At 72.3% G+C, this 21,824-nt stretch carries 16 protein-coding genes; 7 read left to right on the top strand and 9 right to left on the bottom strand.

Annotation, left to right across the window (positions count from 1 at the left end):
- Window positions 1-195: 195 nt before the first annotated feature.
- The 3 genes from ACH4XV_RS46915 to ACH4XV_RS46905 form a co-directional block, all read right to left on the bottom strand.
- Window positions 196-2,391 carry a glycoside hydrolase family 3 C-terminal domain-containing protein gene (locus ACH4XV_RS46915; RefSeq protein ID WP_395800499.1) on the bottom strand — a complete coding sequence of 732 codons (2,196 nt, stop codon included), beginning with the start codon at window positions 2,389-2,391 and terminating at the stop codon, window positions 196-198.
- A gap of 344 nt (window positions 2,392-2,735) precedes the next feature.
- Window positions 2,736-2,930, bottom strand: coding sequence for a ferredoxin (locus ACH4XV_RS46910; protein WP_395800497.1), 195 nt, complete (start codon window positions 2,928-2,930; stop codon window positions 2,736-2,738).
- Between the two features lie 20 nt (window positions 2,931-2,950).
- Window positions 2,951-4,207, bottom strand: coding sequence for a cytochrome P450 (locus tag ACH4XV_RS46905; protein WP_395800491.1), 1,257 nt, complete (start codon window positions 4,205-4,207; stop codon window positions 2,951-2,953).
- Between the two features lie 137 nt (window positions 4,208-4,344).
- On the opposite strand from ACH4XV_RS46905, the gene ACH4XV_RS46900 reads away from it, so the two are divergent.
- On the top strand, window positions 4,345-4,968 hold the full coding sequence (locus ACH4XV_RS46900) for a TetR/AcrR family transcriptional regulator (protein ID WP_395800489.1): 624 nt from the start codon (window positions 4,345-4,347) through the stop codon (window positions 4,966-4,968).
- Window positions 4,969-5,038: 70 nt separating this feature from the next.
- On the opposite strand, the gene ACH4XV_RS46895 is transcribed toward ACH4XV_RS46900, so the two are convergent.
- Window positions 5,039-5,959: a LysR family transcriptional regulator gene (locus ACH4XV_RS46895; protein WP_395800487.1), complete on the bottom strand. Its 921-nt coding sequence runs from the start codon at window positions 5,957-5,959 to the stop codon at window positions 5,039-5,041.
- A 317-nt stretch (window positions 5,960-6,276) separates the two neighbouring features.
- Here ACH4XV_RS46895 and ACH4XV_RS46890 point away from each other — a divergent pair, with 317 nt between their 5' ends.
- From ACH4XV_RS46890 to ACH4XV_RS46870, 5 genes are all read left to right on the top strand, one after another.
- Window positions 6,277-7,527, top strand: coding sequence for an MFS transporter (locus ACH4XV_RS46890; protein ID WP_395800485.1), 1,251 nt, complete (start codon window positions 6,277-6,279; stop codon window positions 7,525-7,527).
- Window positions 7,528-7,678: 151 nt separating this feature from the next.
- Window positions 7,679-8,074 carry a nuclear transport factor 2 family protein gene (locus ACH4XV_RS46885; RefSeq protein WP_395800483.1) on the top strand — a complete coding sequence of 132 codons (396 nt, stop codon included), beginning with the start codon at window positions 7,679-7,681 and terminating at the stop codon, window positions 8,072-8,074.
- 102 nt (window positions 8,075-8,176) lie between these two features.
- Complete coding sequence (locus ACH4XV_RS46880; RefSeq protein WP_395800481.1) at window positions 8,177-8,560, top strand: MerR family transcriptional regulator; 384 nt, start codon at window positions 8,177-8,179, stop codon at window positions 8,558-8,560.
- A 204-nt stretch (window positions 8,561-8,764) separates the two neighbouring features.
- Complete coding sequence (locus ACH4XV_RS46875; RefSeq protein WP_395800479.1) at window positions 8,765-9,523, top strand: CmcI family methyltransferase; 759 nt, start codon at window positions 8,765-8,767, stop codon at window positions 9,521-9,523.
- Between the two features lie 55 nt (window positions 9,524-9,578).
- Window positions 9,579-10,400, top strand: a complete 822-nt coding sequence (locus ACH4XV_RS46870; protein WP_395800495.1) for a GNAT family N-acetyltransferase — start codon at window positions 9,579-9,581, stop codon at window positions 10,398-10,400.
- Window positions 10,401-10,495: 95 nt separating this feature from the next.
- On the opposite strand, the gene ACH4XV_RS46865 is transcribed toward ACH4XV_RS46870, so the two are convergent.
- From ACH4XV_RS46865 to ACH4XV_RS46850, 4 genes are all read right to left on the bottom strand, one after another.
- Complete coding sequence (locus ACH4XV_RS46865; RefSeq protein WP_395800477.1) at window positions 10,496-11,482, bottom strand: aldo/keto reductase; 987 nt, start codon at window positions 11,480-11,482, stop codon at window positions 10,496-10,498.
- A gap of 75 nt (window positions 11,483-11,557) precedes the next feature.
- Complete coding sequence (locus ACH4XV_RS46860) at window positions 11,558-12,022, bottom strand: GNAT family N-acetyltransferase (RefSeq protein ID WP_395800475.1); 465 nt, start codon at window positions 12,020-12,022, stop codon at window positions 11,558-11,560.
- A gap of 113 nt (window positions 12,023-12,135) precedes the next feature.
- Window positions 12,136-12,939 carry a peptidoglycan-binding protein gene (locus ACH4XV_RS46855; RefSeq protein WP_395800473.1) on the bottom strand — a complete coding sequence of 268 codons (804 nt, stop codon included), beginning with the start codon at window positions 12,937-12,939 and terminating at the stop codon, window positions 12,136-12,138.
- 617 nt (window positions 12,940-13,556) lie between these two features.
- Window positions 13,557-14,474 carry a MerR family transcriptional regulator gene (locus ACH4XV_RS46850; protein WP_395800471.1) on the bottom strand — a complete coding sequence of 306 codons (918 nt, stop codon included), beginning with the start codon at window positions 14,472-14,474 and terminating at the stop codon, window positions 13,557-13,559.
- 127 nt (window positions 14,475-14,601) lie between these two features.
- Between ACH4XV_RS46850 and ACH4XV_RS46845 the strand changes: the two genes are divergently transcribed.
- On the top strand, window positions 14,602-16,098 hold the full coding sequence (locus ACH4XV_RS46845; protein ID WP_395800469.1) for an alpha/beta fold hydrolase: 1,497 nt from the start codon (window positions 14,602-14,604) through the stop codon (window positions 16,096-16,098).
- 84 nt (window positions 16,099-16,182) lie between these two features.
- Here ACH4XV_RS46845 and ACH4XV_RS46840 read toward each other — a convergent pair whose 3' ends face one another.
- Entirely contained in the window at window positions 16,183-21,675 is a 5,493-nt protein-coding gene (locus ACH4XV_RS46840; protein ID WP_395800467.1) for a carboxyl transferase domain-containing protein, read from the bottom strand.
- Window positions 21,676-21,824: the final 149 nt, after the last annotated feature.

Below are 21,824 nucleotides of genomic sequence, written 5' to 3'. Positions count from 1 at the left end.
AGAAGCAGCCGCATAGTGGTTCTCTTCGGCTGTTTCTCCGGTGCGGCGAGGCGAGCGCAGCGAGGAGCCCGAAGGGCGGATGCCGGGCGGCGCGGCCCCGCCAAGATCCGCCGGACAGGGCCTGGCTCGTGTCCCGGGCAGGGGTGGGCGGGGAGCCCACGGGGAAGGGGTCCCCGCCCACCCGACTCGCCGCGCTCAGCCGACGGGGGCGGCCACGCGGTCGGCGAGTTCCGCGAGTTGGTCGTGGGGGATGATGCCGCCGGCGAAGTCGGCGATCACCTCCAGCGGCACGCCCTGCGCGGCGCGCAACAACATCGGGTCGTCCGCCAGGCGCGAGGCGATCGCATGCTCCGTCGCGGCCAGGCACTCCAGGAGCAGCGGGCCGCCGACGGGGTGGGCCAGCCATTCGCCGAGTGTGCTGCGCAGGTCCAGGCCGGTGCGCGAGGAGTCCTCGACGTCGACCTCGACGGTCAGGCGCACGTCCCGCGAGGACGCCGCCGCCTCGATCCGGTAGGTGCCGCCCTCCACCCGCCAACCGTCCTCGCGCACGCTGTAGTAGGCGAGGTCGGTCCGGGCGAAGGACACCACGACCTCGCGGCTCTCGCCCGCCTCCAGCCGCACCGAGGCGAAGCCGCGCAACTCGCGGACCGGACGCTCCACGCGCGATTCCGCCGGCGCGGCCGAGTAGACCTGTACGACCTCGCGCCCCGCCCGATCGCCGATGTTGGTCACGGTGACCCGGACCGTGAAACCCTCGTCGGTGCTCTCCACGCGCAGGTCGCCGTAGTCGAACGTGGTGTAGGACAGGCCGTGCCCGAACGGGAAGGCGACCTCGCGGCGGGCGGCGTCGTAGCCCCGGTAGCCGACGAAGATGCCTTCGGCGTAGCGCACATGGCCCTCGGAGCCGGGGAAGGACAGGAAGCTCGGCGCGTCCTCCAGGCGCAGCGGCACGGTCTCGGCGAGCTTGCCGGAGGGGTTGACCACGCCGAACAGCACCCGGGCGAGGGCGCCGCCGCCGGCTTGGCCGAGCAGGAAACCCTCGACCAGCGCGGGTACCCGGTCGTGCCAGGGCGCGGTGCGCACCACGCCACCGTTGGACAGCACCACCACCACCTGCGGATTGACCGTCAAAACCCGGTCCAGCAAAGCGAGTTGGTCTGCGGGCAGGTCGATGTGCCCGCGGTCGAAGCCCTCCGACTCGTCCTGGCGGGCCAGGCCGAGGAAGAGTACGACGGTGTCGCTCGCGGCGGCCACGCGCACCGCCTCTTCGGCCAACACGGCCGGATCGGCGTCGGGTTCGGGACCGTCCGGCAGCGGGTATCCGGCCGCGAACTCGACCCGGGCGCCGTCGGCCAGCGCGCGCAACCGGTCCAGCGGTACGTCCACCCGGGTCGGCGTCACCTGGGAGCTGCCGCCGCCCTGGAAGCGTGGGGTGCGGGCCAGTTCGCCGAGCACCGCGATCCGCCCGGCGGTCGGGTCCAGGGGCAGCAGGCCGCCGTCGTTGCGCAGCAACACCACGCAGTTGTCGGCGGCTTCGCCGGCGAGGCGGTGGTGGTCGTCGTAGGGCGCGGTCGAGCCGTCGCCGGCCGGCCGCGCGCCCCGGTGGGCGAAGCGGATCAGCCTGGCGACCGAGCGGTCCAGTACGGCCTCGTCCAACTCGCCGGAGTCGACGGCGGCGACCACCTCGCGGTCGGTACGGCCGCCGGTCGGAGGCATCTCCAGGTCGAGGCCGGCGCGCAGCGCGGCGACCCGGTCGCGGACCGCTCCCCAGTCGGACATCACCAGGCCCTCGTAGCCCCATTCGGCGCGCAGGATGTCGGTGAGCAGCCGGGTGTTCTCGGACAGGGTCACGCCGTTGACGCCGTTGTAGGCGCACATCACCGCCCACGGATCGGCGTCGCGGACGATGTGTTCGAAGGCGCGCAGGTAGATCTCGCGCAGCGGGCGCTCGTCGATGTCCGCGCTGACCCGCATCCGTTCGGTTTCCTGGTTGTTGGCCGCGTAGTGCTTCAGGGTGGCCCCGACGCCGGCGTCCTGGAGGCCGCGCACCATCGCGCCGCCGAGCGCGGCGGAGTGCACGGGGTCCTCGGAGAAGTACTCGAAGTTGCGTCCGCACAGCGGCGATCGTTTGATGTTGATGCCGGGTCCCAGGAGTACACCGATGCCGTGCGCGGCGGCCTCGACGGCGATCGCGCCGGCGACGCGGTGGGCGAGTTCGACGTCCCAGCTGCTGCCGAGGGCGACGGCGGGCGGATAGCACGTCGCGGGGGCGGCGGGGCGCAGGTCGAGCTGGCCGTTCTGCGGGTCCTCGCTCTGGAGCCGCAGTCCGTGCGGGCCGTCGGACATGGTGACCGACGGGATGCCGGCAGCCTCGAGCCCCTTGGTGGTCATCTGTCCCGCACCGCTGGTCAGCGCGGCCTTGTCGGCGAGGGTGAGGTCGTGCTCCACCAGGCGACTCCGATCGATGGCTCCGTGGGCGGGCCGGGGAGGGCACCGCCCGGTTCGAAAACCATAAGGTGATCGGTTTTCATGGTCAAGGGTGCCGAAGGGCGCCGCCGCATCGGTGGGTGCCGAACTCACCCGGTAGAACAGTCGGCCGTGGTTGCGCGTCCGGGTCTCTGGTGGTTGATGCGTCAAACGAACGGCGACGACGAGACCGGGACCGGTCCCGTCGTCGGGCCCGGTCCCGGGAAGCGCCGTTCCTCGTATTCCCCGGTGGTGCCGTTCCGCGGTTGCTATTCCTCGATGACGCGGAGCGCGCCGGAGGGACACAGGTCGGCCGCCTGGCGGGCGGCGCGGTGGGCGCGGGTTTCGGGGTGCGGCGTCAGTACGGTGACGAGGCCGTCGTCGTCCTGGTCGAAGAGTTCGGGTGCGCTCAGCGCGCACAGGCCCGCGCCGACGCAGACGCTCCGGTCGCCGATCACCCGCAGCGCGACCCGTTCGGGGGCGGTCACCACGTCACCGTGAGTTCGTTGACCCCCTGGATCGAGGCGCCCGGCCGCAGTTTCACGTCCTCGACCGGGATGGCGAGTCGCAGCGTCGGTACGCGGTCGAACAACGCGGCGATGATCACTTCGAGTTCGAGGCGGGCCAGGTTCTGGCCGAGGCACTGATGGATGCCGTAGCCGAAGGCGAGGTGGTGACGCGCCGAGCGCCGGATGTCGAAGGTGTCCGGATCCTCGAAGACCGAACCGTCCCGGTTGACGATGGAGTTGGCCACGATCACGCCGTCGCCCGCGCGGATCAGTTGCCCGTCGATCTCGATGTCGGCGACGGCCACGCGCCCGCCCGCGATGTCGGCGATGGCGAGGTAGCGCAACAACTCCTCGACCGCGCCCGGGATCAGGGTCGGGTCGGCACGCAAGGCGGCGTGTTGCTCGGGGTGTTCGAGGAGGGTGATCACGCCGAGCGAGGTCATCGAAGCGGTGGTCTCGTGGCCCGCCACGAGCAACAGGACTGCGGTGTCGACCAGTTCTTGGCGGTCGAGCGCGCCCTTGGCCACATACTCCGTCACCATGTGGGACAGCAGTCCCGGACCGGGGTCCCGTTCGAGTCGGGCGATCAGTCCGCCGAGGTAGTCCTCCAGCAGGTCGCGCGCGGCCACCGCATCCGGCCCGTCCACGGCCTGGAGCAGGCGCCTGCTCGCGTCCTGGAACAGGTCGTGGTCGGCGTACGGGACGCCGAGCAACTCGCAGATCACCATGGAGGGCACCGGTAAGGCGAGCCGGGTGACGAGGTCGGCGGGCGGGCCGTCGGCGATCAGGTCGTCGATCGCGGCGTGCACGATGCGTTCCACATCCGGGCGCATGCCCTTGATCCGCCGGACGGTGAACTCGCTGATGGTCATCCGCCGTCGCGGCCCGTGCTCGGGCGGGTCCAGGGCGAGGAAGCCGGGCCTGCGGTTGCGCAGCGCGTACAGGCGGGGTGAGGTCAGGGGGAAGTCGGGGTTCGCGCGATTCGAGGACAGCCGGGGGTCGGCCAGTAGTTTCCGGGCCGCCTCGTACCGGGTCACCACCCACGCCGGGCGGCCGTCGTACAGGGTCACCCGACGCAGCGAACTCGGCGCGTCGCGTAGCGTGTTGTAGGTGTCGGGCAGTCGGTAGGGGCAGGTGCGGTCGCTCGGGAAGGCGGGAGCCTCGTCGGGGCCGGCCCCGGTCGGGAAGGTCGGGGTCTCGTCGGTGGGGAAGGTCGCAGCGGTCTCGGTCATCGATCCCCTCGCAGCCTTGATCTGATAGAGAACGAGTAGTTCTCTGCTCGGGAGGCTAGGCTCATCCCCCAGAGAACGCAACGATCTCTCGATAACTTTGAGGAGTTGACCTGTCACCGAATGTCGGCCCGGTCGAGGTGGGTGTCGACCATCGCAAGGGGCCACGACGCCGCGGCGAGGAGTTGGAGAACGCCATCCTGACGGCGACGCTGGCCGAACTGATGGATTTCGGCTACGCCGGACTGACCATGGAGCGGGTGGCCGCCCGCGCTCGCACCGGCAAGGCCACGCTCTATCGGCGCTGGCCCAGTCGCGCGGAACTGGCCATGGACGCCTGCAAGTTGATCGGGGTGGGCGAGGGCGAACCACCCGACACCGGGGACCTGCGCGCGGACGTGCTCGCGCTGTTGCGGGAGATGGCGGCCAAGCTGGCCGGTCCGCTCGGCGGCATCCTGCGCGGACTGCTCGCCGAGACCACGCACGACCCCGAACTCGCCCGCCTGGTCCGGGAGCGGATGCATACGGTCGGCCCGGAACGGACCCGTCGGGTGCTCGAACGCGCCGTCGAGCGGGGTGAGATCGACCCCGCGGTGCCGACCTCGCGCCGTGCGGGCGTGGCCACCGACCTGCTGCGCAACGAATTCCTGCTGTTCGGGGCGCCGATCGCGGACGAGGTGGTGATCGACATCGTGGACGACGTCTACCTGCCGCTGGTGCGGATGCGTTCGGCTCCGGCCGTCGGGCCCGAGCCGGGGGCGTGAGGGCGGGCGTCGACGCGGGTCCGGCCGGCAGATCGCGGCCTCGTCGGGCGCCGCCCGGATCCGCCGGACATCAGGCCCGGCCGGGTCGGTTCGGGGACCGGCCGACGATCGAGCGGACCTCGGCGATCAGGCGGGCGACCAGCGGCTCGGGCGCACGTTCGGTCCACACCACGGCCAGGACCGACGGTGCCGCGTCCACGACCGGGATCCAGCGCACCCCGGCGGCCGGCGCCCAGCGGCCGATCGGTTCCGGGGCGAGCCAGACCGCGCGGCCGCGGGCGACGGTGAGCAGGGCGTCCTCGATCTGGGCCACCGCCGGACCGCGCGGCGCGGGCGAGCCGTCGGGGCGCGGGTCGGCGATCCAGTGCCGCTCGGCCTCGGCGGAGGTGAACACGTCCGGGCAGACCACCGGCTCCTCCGCCAGGTCGGCCAGGCTCACCGTGTCGCGCCCGGCGAGCCGGTGGGTCGGCGCCACCGCGACGACGCGCCCGTCGGTACGCACCTCCGCGTACCGCAGGCCGACCTCGCCGATCGGCAGCCACATGAACGCGATGTCGGCCGATCCCGCGTCCAGGAGCACCAGTTCCTCGCGGGGCGTGCGAACGGTGGTCAATTCCACGGTCAGCCCCGGCACCGCCGCCTCCATGGCGCCGGCCACCTCGCCGGCGAACAGGGACGTGGCGTAGGGGCAACACGCCAGGCGCAGGGTGCCGCTCTGCTCCCGGGCTACCCGCTGCACCCGCTCGATCAGGCCGCCCAGTTCGGCGACCACCGCCTTGCCGCCGGCCGCCAGTTCCTCGCCGGCGGAGGTGAGCAGGACACCCCGGTGGGTGCGGACGAGCAGATCGACCCGCAGGGCCCGCTCCAACTGCCGGATGTGGCCGGAGACCGCCTGCTGGGTCAGGTGCAACCGGGCGGCGGCGCGGGTGATGTTCAACTCCTGTGCGACGGCGATGAAGGACTCCAGGAGCCGCACATCCAGATCGATCATCACGTAAGCATACGGACGGCTTTGTCCGGGACGGATCGGGGCGGGTCGCAGCGGGGTGGGGCGGAACGGACCGGCGACGCGGGCCGGGTCGCGCGTGAGCGCGGCGGCGCGGGTGCGTGTCACAACAGGTCGTTGTGGCGGCCGTCGCAGTCGTTGTTTCCGCCGGCGTGGCCCCTGCGGGAAGGTGGGGGAGACACGGCGACGCCCGTGCCGTCCCCGCGAGCCGATCCGCTCGCGACCCCCCTCCGACACCACCCGTGGTGTCACCCTGCCCGGCATCACCCTTGCCGGCAGCACCCTGACCGGAAAGCGCACCTGTGAGCACCCAAGCCCGCGCCGCCACGCCTGCCGCCCTCCACGCCGAACCCGGACCCGTCGGCGGCACCACCGGCGAGGCCGAACCCGCCGACGCGGCGCCCGAGCGTGTCCCCCGCAAACGCTGGTTCGCCGTCGCCGCCGTGGCGGTCGGTACGTTCTCCGTGGTCACCGCCGAACAACTGCCCGTCGGCCTGCTCACCTCCGTCGGCGGCGACCTCGGCGTCTCCGAGGGCACGGCGGGCCTGATGATCACCGTGCCGGGCCTGGTCGCCTCGGCCACCGCACCGCTGCTGCCGGTGCTGATCGGCCGGCTGGATCGCCGCGTCGTGCTGCTCGGGCTGATCACACTGATGGTGGTCGCCAACATCGTCTCGGCCACCGCGCCGAACTTCCCTGTGCTGATCGCCTCGCGCTTCCTGGTCGGCGTCAGCATCGGCGGATTCTGGTCGCTGGCGGCCGGGTTGGCCGTCCGCATGGTCCCCGAGCGGTACGTGCCCCGGGCCACCGCGATCGCCTTCGGCGGGGCCACCGCCGCCAACGTGCTCGGCGTCCCGGCCGGCACCCTGATCGGCGGACTCACCGACTGGCGCATCGCGTTCGTCGCCCTGGGCGGTCTGGGACTGGTGGTCGTGGTCGCGCTGGTCCTCCTGCTGCCGCCGATGCCCGCGTCACAACCGGTGCGACTGCGCACCCTGGGCGAGCAGTTCCGCAACCCGATCGTGCGCGCCGGCGTGCTGGCCACCTTCCTCCTGGTGAGCGGCCACTTCGCGGCGTTCACCTTCGTCAGCCCGATCCTGCAGGACCGGTCCGGGATCGACGAGAACCTGATCGGCCCGGTCCTGCTGGCCTTCGGCCTGGCCGGGATCGTCGGCAACTTCCTCGCCGGCGCCGCCGCCGGCCGCAACGTACGCGGCACCATCATCACCATCAGCCTCGCGCTCGCCGCGCTGTTGGCCCTGTTCCCGCTCGCGGGCGGCACGCGGGTCACCGGCGTCGCACTGCTCGTCCTGTGGGGCCTGGCCTTCGGCGGCGTCCCCGTCGGCGTACAGACCTGGATCCTCAAGGCCGCGCCCGACGCCACCGAGGCGGCCACGGCGCTGAACACCTCGATGTTCAACCTGGCGATCGCGCTCGGCGCCCTGTTCGGCGGCATCCTGGTCAACACCGTCTCCACCGCCGGCGTCCTGCTCTTCGGCGCCGCCCTGAGCGTGCTCACCTCGCTCGCCGTGTGGGGAACCCGCCGGATCTGAGCCGGACTCGCCCCGGCCGGAACACGCACCCCCGACCCGGAACGGCCATTACCCGCAGGGAATTGTCGGCCCCGGACGCCGGACGGAAGATTGTCGTCACGGGCCGCCGCACCGGCGGGCCGCACCCCCCCACACCCCCCGGAGGTTCGCCATGTCCGCAGTCAAGTCGACGGCCGAAGTCATCGCGCAGTTCAACGACGCGTTCACCAAGCACGACCCGACGCTGATCGAGGGCCTGGTCGGCGAGGGTTGTGTGATGGTCACGGTCCAGCCCGCCCCGGACGGGACCCGCTACGAGGGGCTGGAGGCGTGCGAGACCTTCTGGAAGGAACTGGCGGCCGACCCGAACGTCAGCTTCCAACCCGAGGACGTCTACGTCTTCGACGACCGCGCGGTGATCAAGTGGCGGGTGACATTCACGCCGGGCGAGGTGAACGACGTGTTCGGCGAGGCGCACGCCGAGTCCACCACCGTGGCGGGCGTCAACCTCATGCAGGTGCGCGACGGGCGCATCGTCGAGGGGCTGGGGTACAGCAAGACGCCGTGATCCGTGGCGGGCCCGACACGGGGCGGGCCCGCCACAAGGAGGCCGTCGACCCCGGGCGAACGGGGTCGACGGCCTGCGACACCCACCCGGCAGAATTCCGGTATGACCCCCACCGCGCCGCGCTATCTGACCCCGGCCGAGACGGCCGAGCGCTCCGGCTTCAGCCTGGACACCCTGCGCTACTACGAACGCATCGGCCTGCTCTCCGACGTGGACCGCGCGCCCAGCGGGCATCGCCGGTTCACCGAGCAGGACCTGCAATGGCTCGGCATCCTGCGCTGCCTGCGGGACACCGGGATGCCGATCGCGGACATGCGCCGCTACGCCGAACTGGCCCGCACCGGCGACCGGGAGTCGCTGACCGAGCGGATCGCCCTCCTGGAACGGCACGACGCCGCGGTGGAGGAGCAGATCGCGCTGCTGCGCGCGCAGCAGGGGCACCTGCGGGGCAAGATCGACTACTACCGGTCGGTGCTGCCGGACTGATCCCGAAAGCGGTCGGCCCGGACGGGCCGTGTGTGCTCCCGGCGGACGACGGATGACCGCGCGGCGTTCGATGGTGGAACAATCCGTGTCGACAGCTCCGAAACCGGGCGCGGCAGTGTGCTCTCCCGATATGGATGTACGGGCACGGGTACGGCTGCCGGAGCACTCCGGTCCGTCCGGACGCAGGGACAGGAGAGGGTCACCATGACCGATGCCCACACCGATACCGCCACCGACGACTTCGACGGTGACCGGTTGCCGCCGACCGTCGCCGCCGACCACCAGACGACGCTCCTGGAGTACCGCCGCGCCCGCGGCCGGCAGCACGTCCGCGACTGGTACGCCGGTCTGCGGATCAAGAAGTTTCCCGAGGACCTGCGTGTGTTCGAGCACGTGCTGTGGTCCTCGCGGACACAGGTGGTGGTGGAACTGGGTACCCATCTGGGTGGCTCGTCCCTGTGGTTCCGCGACCGACTGCGCACCCTGGCCGGCTACGGCCGCGTCCCCGAGGCGATCCGGGTGATCTCGGTCGACCTGGACCAGTCGCGCGCGGCGGCGCTGCTCGGCTCCGCCGATCCGCACTTCGCGCGCGACATCACCCTCGTCGCGGGCGACGTCCGCGACCCGGGGCTCGCCGAACGCGTCGAGCGAGCGATCCCGCCCGGCGCGCGCTGTCTGGTCGTCGAGGACACCCTGCACGAGTACGACACGACCGCCGCCGCGCTGCGCAACTTCGCCCATCTGGTGCCCGACGGCGGCTTCTTCGTCGTCGAGGACGGCATCGTGGACGACCCCGACCTGTGTCCGCCCGACATGCCGGGCGGCGTGGTCCCGGCGATCGGCGACTGGCTGGCCGGCGACCAGGGCAGCGCCTTCACCACCCGCCGCGACCTGGAACTCTACGGCGTCACCAGCCACCCACACGGCTGGCTGCAACGGGTCCGGCGCCACCCGGCACCGTAACGGCCGGGTGCGCGGCCGGGTGCGCCTCGCCGCCGGCCGCCGCCGGCCGGAATGGATGTGGGTCGCCCTGCGCGGCGACCGACTCCTGGCCCGGGCCGCGTGGTGGAGCCGTCCGGGAGACCGGCTGCCGCGCTACCTGGACATCCTCGACGTCGACGACGGCGTCGACGGTGTCCCGGCGGCGGAGCGCCCGGAGTTCGCGGCGCGCCTGGTGCGCACCGCATTGTCCGACATCCTGCCCGCCGGAACCCGACCGCCGGAGTACACCCGCTTCGTCCCGCCCGACTGGCGCGAGGACACGCTCGTCGGCCCGGCCGTCCGGGCCCGCATGACGGCGCTGGAAAGCCTCGGCGCCCGGCTGTTCGTGGAGCGGCTGCGGTTGGAATGGCGTCCCGGGACGCCGATTCCGGAGCCGCGCGGCCGGCTGACGTTCCGTCCGGTGCACGATGCCGACGAACTGTTGGCGCTGATGACCGGCGTCCTGGCGGGGACGTTGGACGCGCACGGACGGGACGAGCTGACCCGAATGACCGCGCGCGAATCGGCGGTTGCCCAGTACGACGACGAACTGGCCCGCTACGCCGGCCCGAAGGAGTGGTGGCGCATCGCGACGCTGCCGGACGGGGAGCCGCTGGGATTCGTCATCCCGGCGCACAACGGCTACAACCCCGTCATCGCCTACATCGCGGTCCTGCCCGCGTATCGCGGCAACGGCTACGTCGACGACATCCTGGCCGAGGGCACCCGCGTGCCGGCCGCACAGGACGTGCCCCGGATCCGCGCGGCGACGGATCTCGGCAACGTCCCGATGGCGAACGCGTTTCGGCGGGCGGGGTATGTCAACTTCGAGCGTGAGATCAACATGACCTGGCGCTGACGGGGACGGTAGGCGGGTACGCCGAACACGCCGTCCCCGCCCGCCCGTTCCGCCGGGTCCCGGTCGCCCGGACGATCCGCCGCCCGGGATCCGGCTCAGTGCACGTTGTCCAGCCGGGCGCGCTGATCCGGCGTCAGTTCCAGGTCCACGGCCGCCAGGTTCTCCGCCAACTGCGCGACGGAGGAGGCACCGGCGAGCGGGATGATCGGGAACGCCCCGCCGATCTGCCAGGCGAGCACGACCTGGTTCACCGTCGCCCCGACCTCCTGCGCGACCTCGCGCAACACCGCCAGCCTGGCGGGCGTACCCGGGTGGTCGTAGTCCGGCGGCAGCGGCTTGTCCGGCCGCGCGTACGCACCGCCGAGGAGCGGCGAATAGGCGACCAGGGTCAGATCCGGCTCGGCGCGCAGGTAGCTCAGCAGCTCCGGACCGGCGTGACCGAGGCTGCCCTCGGGGAAGAGCGCGTCGGGTATGTCGTAGCGCGGGCGCAGATGGCTGTGCTGATACTGGAGCACCTCGTACCCCGGCACCCCCGCCGCCGCGGCGAGCGAACGGGCCCGCTCCACACGCCACATGGCGTGATTGCTCGCGCCCAACAGGCCGACCGTACCCTCGGTCACCAACTCCCCGAACGCCTCCACGGTTTCCCGCAGCGGCACGGTCCGGTCCTCGATGTGCGCGTAGAGCAGATCCAGCCGCTCCACCCCCAGCCGCTCCCGGCTCCGCTCCGCCGCCTCGCGAATCGCCTTCGCGGACAGGCCCTCGGGGTTGTCGATATAGCCGGTGCCCGCCGCCAGCGGCGCCGCGCCCAGTTTGGTGGCGATGACGATCTCGTCCCCGACGCCGCGGCTGCGCCGCCACCGTCCGAGCAACTCCTCGCTCTGCCCGCCGAGTCCTCCGTCGACCCAGAAGGCGTAGTTGTCGGAGGTGTCGATGAACGTGCCCCCGGCCTCGACAAAACGATCCAACACCGCGTAGGAGGTCTTCTCGTCGGTCACCGACCCGAACAACATCGCCCCCAGCGCAAGCACACTCACCTCCCGACGCGTGCCCGAATCGACCCCGATGGTGCGGTACTTCATGGTGACCCCCAACGCCGCGGCCCGTGATCTCCCGGGCCCGAGGGCACGAGTCAACAACCTGGACCGCGCTCCAGGTCAACCCACCGGTGCCGGGGGAATGGCGAATCGCAGTTCCGGGCGTTCCCAGTCGACCCTCGGGGGCGACGGGGCGATCGTGCCCACGCGCGTCGCGCCCAGCCGCCGGTAGAAGGCCTCCGCCGGGGGATGGGCGACCACACGCACGGCGGTGAGACCGGCTCGGCCGGCCTCGTCGATCATGTGCTCGATCAGGAGCCGGCCGACGCCCGATCCCTGCGCGTCGTCCGCCACGAACGCCAGATCCAACTCCGGCGGATCCAGCACGAGGGCGTAGAAGCCCAGAGGCTCGTCGCCCGCGTCGACGGCCGCGAAGACCCGATGCCGGGCGATGTACTCGGCCGTGACCCGATATCCGGCGATGATCGACGCGTAGTGCCCGTGGTAGGCGCCGGACCGGCCGACCAGCGACGTCAGCCGGTCCGCGTCCGAGGCGAGGGCCCGCCTGATGGTGATCGACTGCATCCGTCGAAGCCTACCGGGCACCGAATCGCCGACCGCGAGGCCGGTCGGGTCGGGGCCCGCGTCGGTGGGTTGACCGACCCGGGACCGAACCGACCGCCTTCGCGGGTGGTGCGTCAGTCGACCCGGAAGCCGTGTTGGCCGGCCAGGCGGGTCAGCGATCGTTGGCCGGGGATGCCGTTGGCGTCCTGGCCGGAGTAGCCGAGACGGCGTTGGTAGGCGGCGTAGGCGTGGATCGTGGCGGTCCCGAAGGAGCCGTCGACGTAGGCGGACGCGAGCAGGCCCTCGGCCTGGAGCGCCTGCTCGACCAGGAGCACGTCGGTGCGGTGCGCCGCCGAGCCCTGGGGCGCGGGTGGGTCGAGGTGCGCGGAGTCGAGGATGTTGGCCAGGCTGACGGTCGGGACCCCGTCGCCCCCGGACGTACCGCGCGGATCGTGCGGATCGGCGGTGGGTGGGCAGCCGTCGGGGAAGCGCGGGGCCAGATAGCCGGTCACCCGCGCGTCGGTGCGCCTGAACGTGTGCGAGTAGACGCCGTTGCCCTGGCCGCCGTCGCCGCCGGTCGGGATCGTGTTGCCGCCCTTGGTGTACACGTGGACGTCGTCGAAACGGACCACGATCTCGGTGTGCGCGCCGTTGCCGAAGTCGACCCAGGCGCCCCAACTCGGGTATTCCGACCACTGGTCGTGCGCGCGGGCCCAGTTCGCGAACGCGGTGACGTTGTCGACCTTGGGCACGATGTCCGCGAGGCCGACGTCGTTGTACATGCACCAGTCGAAGATGACGCACCACGGCACGCCGTCCTCGCCGAACTCCCGCCCCCACTTGGTGCGGTTGTCGTAGCCGTCGCGGGGGTTCCAGCTCTCGTATACGCCTTCCGGTACAGCTTGCAGATGTGCGATCAGGTCGTCCCATGTAGCCATGGGCGGCCCCCATTTCACGCCGGGTGGAACGTATCTCGATGGCCGGGGTGGGAGGTCCCGTTCCGGTGGACCCGAGCACACCCCGGGCGCGTTTCGCGGCCGCGGCACGAAACGCGCACTGACGTCGATCGGGGCATACCCACTGACCTGCGACGTGTACCACGAGTATTTGTTCGATGACGTGGTGTAGTCATATGGTCGTATCATCGGACTACGAGAACGATCACGAGAGTTGCTACCGGCGGCGGAGTCCTCGATCGCCCGTCAGCCGGCCGGCGCGCCGGCGAAGTTCCCGCGGACAGTGGTCGGTTCGTCGCTCCGGTTCCCGAATACCCCCCAGAAATCTGGGATTTCGCCGCACCGTGCACAGTCGCGAGGATGGCGACAGTGCGGTGCACGCGAGCGCGACCGCGCGGTCCGGGCGGCGACCGGACCGGGTGTGTCGCCCGCGCGCGGGCACGGGGGTTGCCGAAGCGGCGACCTGGGGGCGGAAGTGGCGCGCGCGCCGACGAGGTCGGCGTCGTATCGAACGCGCAGGGGCCGTGCGATCCGACGGATCGACGCGCTCGGGGCGCGCGCCCTTTCGATCCGGGACACGCGGACCACACCTTCGTCGATCAGGCCGCCGGTTCGGCGACCTGGTCGTTCAGCGCGGCGCGCAACCAGGTGTCCGTGGCCCCCGGGGTCGGCTCGGCCGGGTCGGTCAGCTCGGCGGCCAGGCGCCAGTAGCGGTCGATCCGGGTCTCGCCGACGAGCAGCCCGGCCAGCCGGCGGCGAAAGGCGGGAGTGTCGGCCGTGTCCCACGAGCGGGCGTAGGCCGCGACGAAGCAGTCCAGCGCCTCGCCGGGTCGCGGCGGACGATGGGCGCGCAGCTCGGGTGCGGCCAGGCTGTGGGCTTCGACGAGACCGCCGAAGAGTACGGCCGGCCTCGGCCCGGTCCGCGGCCGATGCGCGGCCGGCACCCGACCCCCGGGCCCCGCGCACGGCCGGGTGACGAGCGCGTGCAGGCGGGCGAACGCCAACACCTGGGCCGGCGTCGGATCAGCGGGCGGTTGCGGCACCGAGCGGTCCACGATGGCCGAGACCAGCCGGGCCGGGAGCCGGGCGGGCAGCCAGCCCCGCCAGAACCGGGCCACCGGCGCGGTACTGGGCGGCACGGACACGGCGCCGACCAGCCGCAGCCGCTCGGCCCGCTCGTCCGGCGCACAGTCCCGGAGCAGGTGCAGCGCCGCCTCGCGCCAACGCAGCTCGGCCAGCCGCGAGCCGACCTCCCGGAGCTGCCCGGCGATGATCTCCTCCAGCGTGTCCTCACGATCGAGGAAGCGCCCCACCTCCGGCACCGGCAGGTCGAGACCGCGCAGCGAACGGATGGTGCGGAGCCGGTCCAGCGCCTCCGGACGGTAGCGCCGATGGCCGCCTGCACTGCGCCCGGCCTCGGGCAGCAGGCCGCGATCGGAGTAGAAGCGCACGGTCTTGACCGTCACGCCCGCACGCTCGGCGAGCTCTCCGATGCTCCAGGTGTGATCGGCGGACACGACTTGAACCTCCCTCAGGGGGAGTTCCTACGGTAGCGGCCCGCCCGGACCGGCCCCACGGCCGGTCCGCGCCCCGCTCGTGGGGCGCGTCGAGCGCGGATTCGGTATGGAACACGAAGGGACGACCATGACGGCGTTCGTATTGGTCTCGGAGGCCCACACCGGCGGGTGGATCTGGCGGGACGTGGCCGCCCGCTTGTCGGCGGCCGGCGCCGAGGCGTATCCGGTCACGCTCACCGGACTGGACCCTCGGCAACCGGCGGGCCCGGACATCGACCTGGAGACGCACATCCGGGACGTGGTGGCCCTGATCGACCGCATCGACGCCGCGCGGCCGGTGGTCGTCGTCGGGCACGGCTACGGCATCCACCCGGTGCTCGGCGCCGCCGATCGGCGCCCGGACCGGGTGGCCCGGATCGTCTACCTGGACGCCGGCCTGCCACAGGACGGGGACCCGGCGCTCGCCGCGATCGCGGACGCGGCGACGCGCGAACGGCTGACGACCTGGCACGGGGATCCGGCCCTCCCGGCGCCGACGACGCCCGAGGACTGGGCGCGCTGGGGCGGCGTCGCGGACCTGTCCGGCGCGGCGCTCGCCCGGCTGACCCGGTCGGCCGCACCCCATCCGGTGGGCACGCTCACCCAACCGCTGCGCCTGTCGGGGGCGGTGGCCGGGCTGCCGACCACGGGCGTGTTGTGTACCGGGAACGGGGCGAGCATCGCGCTCGTCGAGTCGCTGGTGGGCATGGGGAACCCGGCGCTGCAACGGCTGGTCGACCCCCGGGTGAGCTTCTTCGAACTCGCCACCGGCCACTGGCCGATGGTGTCCGCGCCCGGGGAAGTGGCCGACGTACTGCGCCGCGCGGCGGCCGACGAGGGCCACCGCCTGTCGGCGAAGCGGGAAGAGCCGAGCCACCTCGGGCCGTTCCCGCTGGACGTCCCCGCGTGCGACCGGGAGCGCGTGGGGCGGGTCGACCTGTACCTCCCCGACGGCGAACTCCCGTGTCCGGCGGTGCTGTTCGTGCACGGCGGGCCGCTGCCCGAGGGTGCCCTGCCGACGCCGCGCGATTGGCCGACGTTCGTCGGCTACGGCCGGTACGCGGCGAGTGTCGGGGTGGTCGGCGCGACCGTGGATCACCGGCTGCACCGACCCGGCGACTACGACCGCGCCGCCGAGGACGTGGTCGCGGCGATCGAGACGGTACGGGCGCATCCGCGCGTCGATCGGGACCGGATCGCACTGTGGTTCTTCTCCGGCGGTGGCCTCCTGGCCACGGACTGGCTCGAACACCCGCCGTCGTGGTTGCGCTGCCTGGCCGCGACCTACCCGATCCTGGCTCCCATGCCGAACTGGGGCCTGGCCGACTCCCGCTTCCACCCGGCGACGGCGGTGCGGTCGGCGGGCGAGCTGCCGATCGTGCTCACCACGGTGGGCCTGGAGCGCGCCGAAATCGCGGTGACGGTACACGAGTTCCTGGCGGCCGGCGAGGCGGCCGAAGCGAACGTCGAGGTGATCCACCTCGCCGAGGCCCGCCACGGCTTCGAGGCGATCGACCACACCGAGGAGACCCGAGCGGCCGTCCGCCGGGCGATGCGAGTCGTGACCGGCCATGTGACGGGCTGACCCCAGGGCGTGGCTGAAGACACGCCCAAGCGGCCCCGACTCTCCGTTTCTGAAGAGCCGGGGCCGCCCCGCACGTTCCTTCGCTCAGCCCGCCGAAGCCGCCGAGCCCGACTCCGCCCAGTGCGTCCCGATCGCCTCGATGATCCGCGGCCGCAACTCCCGCGCCTCGATCACCGCGTCCACCGAACCCACTTCCACCGCACGGCGGATGTCGTGGACCCGGTCGAACTCCGCGGCCACCTCGCCCAGTTTCTCGGTCCGGACCGACGAACGCAGTTCGTCCAGCTCGGCGGTCAGCGTGGCCCGGTCCGCGCCGGAGGCCGCCGCCGCGCGCGACTCCAGGTCGCGGACCCGAGGATCGGCCGCGGTGCGCGCGTTGACGTCACCCGCGAAGACCACCGCCGCCGCGGGCGCCCCACCGAGGACCGACGCGAACGAGCCCTCGATGGCCAGCACGGTCATGTTCGGGTTCAGCGCCTTCGAGAAGACCACGAACGCGCCGCCGTGGTAGCGCGAGATCACGCAGAACACGATCGGCCCGCGGAAGTTCACGATCGCCCGGCCGATCTCCGCGCCGTATTCCAGTTGCAGCTTCCGCATCGACTCGGGCGAGCCGTCGAACCCGGACAGGTTGGCCAGCACCACCAGCGGCCGGTTGCCGGACGCGGCGTTGATCGCCCGCGCGGCCTTCTTCGACGACTGCGGGAACAGCGTGCCCGCCGTGTAGGTGGCCGGCCCGTCCGTGGGCGGGAAGCCGCGCCGCGGCACCGCCCGGGACTCGATGCCGAGCAGGCACACCGGCATGCCGCCCAGGTGCACGTCCTGGACCGCCGCCGTGTCCGCGTCGGCCATGCCCGCCCAACGCTCCAGGACCGGGTGGTCCTGGTCGGACAACGCGCGCATCACGGTGCGGATGTCGAACGGCTTCTTGCGGTCGGGGTTGGCCTCGGCGGAGAAGATCTCGCCGACCGTGGTGAAGTCGCTGCCCTCCACCACGTGCGGGAAGCTCGACACGTCGCGGTCCGTCGGGTCGGTGGTACCGGTCCGACGCGGCGCGAGTTCGCCCGGGGCGACATAGGTGTGGTCGTAGTGCGACATCAACACGTCGCGCGCCGCGTTCAGGTCCGGCGCCCAGTACTGCGCCTGCCCGTTCGGGCCCATCACCCGGTCGTAGCCGCCGATGCCGAAGTTGTCCTCGGCCGACACACCGCCGGAGAAGTCGAGGGCATGCTTGCCGGTGAGCACCATGGCCGAGTCGGGGGTCATCACGAGGATGCCCTTGGTGTGCATGAGCATGGTGGCCTCGGCGTTCCAGTACGGCTGCGCGCCGACGTTGATGCCCGCGACCACGATGTTGATCTCGCCGCCGTCCTGGGTGAACGTGACGATGCGCTTGAGCGCGGCGGCCACCCAGTCCATGTTCTCCGTGCCCGACTCCATCGAGATCCGCGCACCGGAGGACAGCGCGTACCACTCCACCGGCACCCGCATACGCTCCGCCAGGTCCAGCGCCGCGATCACCCGACGGCACTCCGGCTCGGACAGCGCGCCGAGCGACTTCGTCGGGTCGCCGAGCAGAACCACGCGGGTGACGCCCTCGGGGTGCCGCGCGGTGGCGGTGCGGACCACGCCCGCCACGATCGCGGCGGAGTTGGTGCCCTTGGGCCGGTCGACCGGCACGAGGACGTGCTCGTCGTTCAGATCGTACTCGACGAAGTCACCGAGGCGGTCGGTGAGTTCGTACGGGTAGACGGTGTTGCGGCTGCTCGCGCGCAGCACCTTCAACCGGTAGCCGTCCAGCGGCTCGACCGGCTCGTCCGACGGCTCGCCGATGGTCAGTTCGGTACCGCCGGCGGCGTCGAACGGGATGCGGACCGCGATCTTGGTCAGCTCGCCGGTCTGCGGGTCGCGCTGACGGGCGATGAACAGGATCTCCTCCAGGCCCGCGCCCGCGGTGGTCGGCCGCACGCGCCCGGCGATCATCTCCATCTCGGCGTGCGTGAGGCTGCTCGGCGGCCATACGTAGACCACGATCCGGTTGGTGTTGAAGCGCTTCGCCGACGGACGCCGCGACTGGGCGCGGCGGATCGAGTCGAGGCACGTGGCGAGGATGTCCTCGGCGGTCGGCAGGGCGACCAACCGGCCCTCGTGGTCGCGCAGTTCGGTCAGGTCGCGGACCTGCGCGAAGGCGACCAGGCGGTCGTCGGCGGGGTTCTCCCGGGCCACGCACTGGAAGAGGTAGACCTCCTCGTCCGAGGACGGCAGCCGGGTGAGGTCGAACTTGCTCAGCCGCTCCAACTGCATACGCTGCGCGATGTACGGGTGCAGGCCCCGGATCAACCGCTCCTCGACCATCCCGCTGTCGGACGGGCGGAACGTGAAGTGGTGGTGCATCACCGCGCCACCGCGACCGGCCACCGTGGTGGTCAGTCGGCGCACCCGAGGCGGCAGCGGCTGCGCGGCCACCACCTCGTGCAGCGCGGCGGCGGTCGCGTCCGCGCTCTCCGGCTGGTTCTCCCAGGACAGGTAGATGTCCGCGTCGATCGGGTGGCCGTCGGCGGCCAGTTCGGCGAGGCCGCGCAGCGCGCCGCCCAGGGCCTCGAAGCCCACCGCGGCGGAGACCAGCGAGGAGCCGGCCCGCTCGGCGACCACGAACGTGCAGCCCGCGATCTCCCGGGTACGGACGTCGGTGAGGCCCTTGTTGCCGTAGTAGCGCCGGGTAAGCACCTCCAGCATGGTCGCGTTGTCGAGGTTGTCGCGGACCAGCCGCTGTCCGAGCAGCCGAACCAGGGGCTCGGTGCTGCGCACCATCTCGGCGACCCGCTCGGCGCGGTCCGGAGTGTCCGGGTGCGCGTCCAGGTGCCGCAGGTGCTTGCGCACACCGGCGTACACGCGGGCGCGGTTGCGGCGCAGCAGCGGCCGGCCGAACCAGTCGTAGACCACGCCGCGCGCGAGGTCGGCGAGTACGGGGAAGCGCACCTGGGTGGCGGCGATGAGCCGCTCCAGGGCCAGACCCGCGGGCTCGTGCAACGTCGCGTCCGGCGGCGCCTCACGCAGCCAGGAGCGCAACAGGGTGGCGATGACGGCGGCGTCGGCGGAGGCGCGCTGCTGGGCGAGGAAGATCCGGAACACCGCGGCTTCCAGCTCCGGGGACGGCTCCGGCTCGGTGACGCCGTAGTGGGCCAGGGCCTTGGCGAGCTTGGCCCGGAACGCCGGTGGCAGCCCGGCGCGTTCCACGTCCAGGCTCTGCAGGTAGCTGTGGAAGTACTCGCGGGCGCTGTGCAGGTGGCCGTCGCCGCCGACGTCCTCGCCGGCGGGCCGGTTGCGGCTCAGCTCGGCGAGGTCGGTGAACATCTCGACGAGTTCCAACTCGCGCACCAGCGGTCGGTGGCCGGCCTCGGCGGCGGCGGTGCGGGCGGCGAGGTAGTCGTCGAGGACACGGCGCTCGTCGTGCGGGTCGACGTCGAAGCCGAGCAGCAGGCTGCGCAGGTCCTCCTGGCCGCGCAGCGTGCGTGCGCGCACGGGGACGGTCTCGGGCGCGGCGGGCAGGTCCAGCTCGACGGACGCGCCGGCGGTGGTGTCCTCGGCCTCGCCGTCGTCGTCGGCGAGCGGTTCCAGGCGCAGCAGCGGGGCGCCGGTCTCCACCTGGCTGCCGACGGACACCGAGCATTCCTTCAGGCGTGCCCGGAACGGTGCGCGCAGCACCGTTTCCATCTTCATGCTCTCCAGCACCAGGACCGGTGCGCCGGCCTCGACCTCGTCGCCGACGGCCAGGGGGGTGGCGACGACCAGGGCGGGCGCGGGGGAGCGCACGACGCCGCCCTCGTCGCGGCCGACGCGGTGGGTGACGCCGTCGACCTCGACCAGGTGGGTCGGCCCGTGCGTGGCGGTGAGCAGGCGGTAGCGGGTGCCGTTGACCACGATCTGGCCGGTGTGCCGGTCGAACCGGTCGAGTTCGACATCGGCGGTACGCACCACCTCGCCGACCTCGATGCCGACCCGGAAGCGGTGCGCGCCGACGCGGGCGACGCGGACGCGGTAGCCGACGCCGCGCAGCTTCAGGTCGAGCGGTCGGCCGCTCTTGTGCTGGACCTGCGGCCGGCCGCCGAAGGCGGTGGACAACAACCGCTGGCGCTCGGCACGCTCCTCCTCCTCGTACGCCTCGATGGCGGCGGCGGCGAGTGCGACGGCGGAGTGGCGGTGCGAGACGAGGCGGCCCTCGCCGCGCACGCGGTCGATCCAGCCGGTGTCGGCGCTGCCGTCGATCAGCTCCGGTTGATCCAGCAGGTCGAGGACGAAGCTCTTGTTGGTGGCGCCGCCCTCGATGATCACCGTGGTCTGCGCCATCGCCCGCCGCAGCCGGCCCAACGCCTCGTCGCGGTCGTGCCCGTAGGCGATGATCTTCGCGATCATCGAGTCGAAGTCGGCGGGGATGGTGTCGCCCTCGCTGACGCCGGTGTCCACGCGGATGCCGGGCCCTGCGGGCAGGTCCAGGCGGGCGATCCGGCCGGGGGAGGGGGCGAAGTCGCGGTCGGGGTCCTCGGCGTTCAGCCGGGCCTCGACGGCGTGGCCGCGCTCGATCGGCGGGGCGCCTTCGAGCCGGTCGCCGCCGGCGATCCGCAACTGGGCCTTGACCAGGTCGAATCCGGTGGTGGATTCGGTGATCGGGTGCTCGACCTGGAGGCGGGTGTTGACCTCCAGGAACGCGAACAGTCGGTCGCCGGGGTGGTAGAGGAACTCGACGGTGGCGGCGCCGCGGTAGCCGACGGCCAGCGCCAAACGCTCGGCCGACGCCTTGAGTTCGGCCACCTGCTCCGGTGCCAGGACCGGCGAGGCGGACTCCTCGACGACCTTCTGGTTGCGCCGCTGGATCGAGCAGTCGCGCACACCCAGCGCCCACGCGGTGCCCTGGCCGTCGGCGATCACCTGGACCTCGACGTGCCGGGCACCGGTGACCAGACGCTCCAGGAACACGATGCCGCTGCCGAACGCGCGCGCCGCCTCCTGGCTGGTGCGCTCGTACGCGTCGACCAGCTCCGCGTCGTCCCTGATCACCCGGATGCCACGCCCACCGCCGCCGGCGGTGGCCTTGAGCATCAGCGGATAACCGATCTCGGCCGCGGCCGTCAGGGCCGCGTCCAGGGTCTCCACCGCGCCGCGGCTCCACGGGGCGACGGGGACGCCGACCTCCTCCGCGATCAGCTTCGAGCCGATCTTGTCGCCCAGCTTGCGCATCGCCTCCGCGCTCGGGCCGACGAACGCCACGCCCAACTCCCGGCACAGCTCGGCGAACGCCGGATCCTCCGCGACGAAGCCCCACCCGACCCACGCCGCGTCGGCGCCGGTGGCCACCAGCGCGCGCTCCAGGGCCTTCAGGTCCAGGTACGGGCGCGCCGACGCGGGCCCCAGGTCATACGACAGATCCGCCTCGCGCACGAAGGTGGCCGTACGGTCGACGTCGGTGTACAGAGCGACGGTCTCGATCCGGGTGCCGGTCTCCGCGGCCAGCTCCCGGACGGCGTGGATGAGCCGCATCGCGGCCTCCCCGCGATTGACGATGGCGACACGACTGAACACCCGACCGAACCTCCTGCAAACCAACGCTTGTGCTCGCCGCGACGATGCGGCGACCCCCGACAGTGTTCACCATTTCGTGAACCGGTCGGCAACGCCATGTCGCGGGCAGTGCACACTGAGCGGCGCCAGTTGTAGGAAACATCCAAAAG

It is taken from the genome of Embleya sp. NPDC020630, assembly GCF_044334985.1.
Classification (GTDB): domain Bacteria; phylum Actinomycetota; class Actinomycetes; order Streptomycetales; family Streptomycetaceae; genus Embleya.
This window is presented reverse-complemented; position numbering and strand designations above follow the sequence as displayed.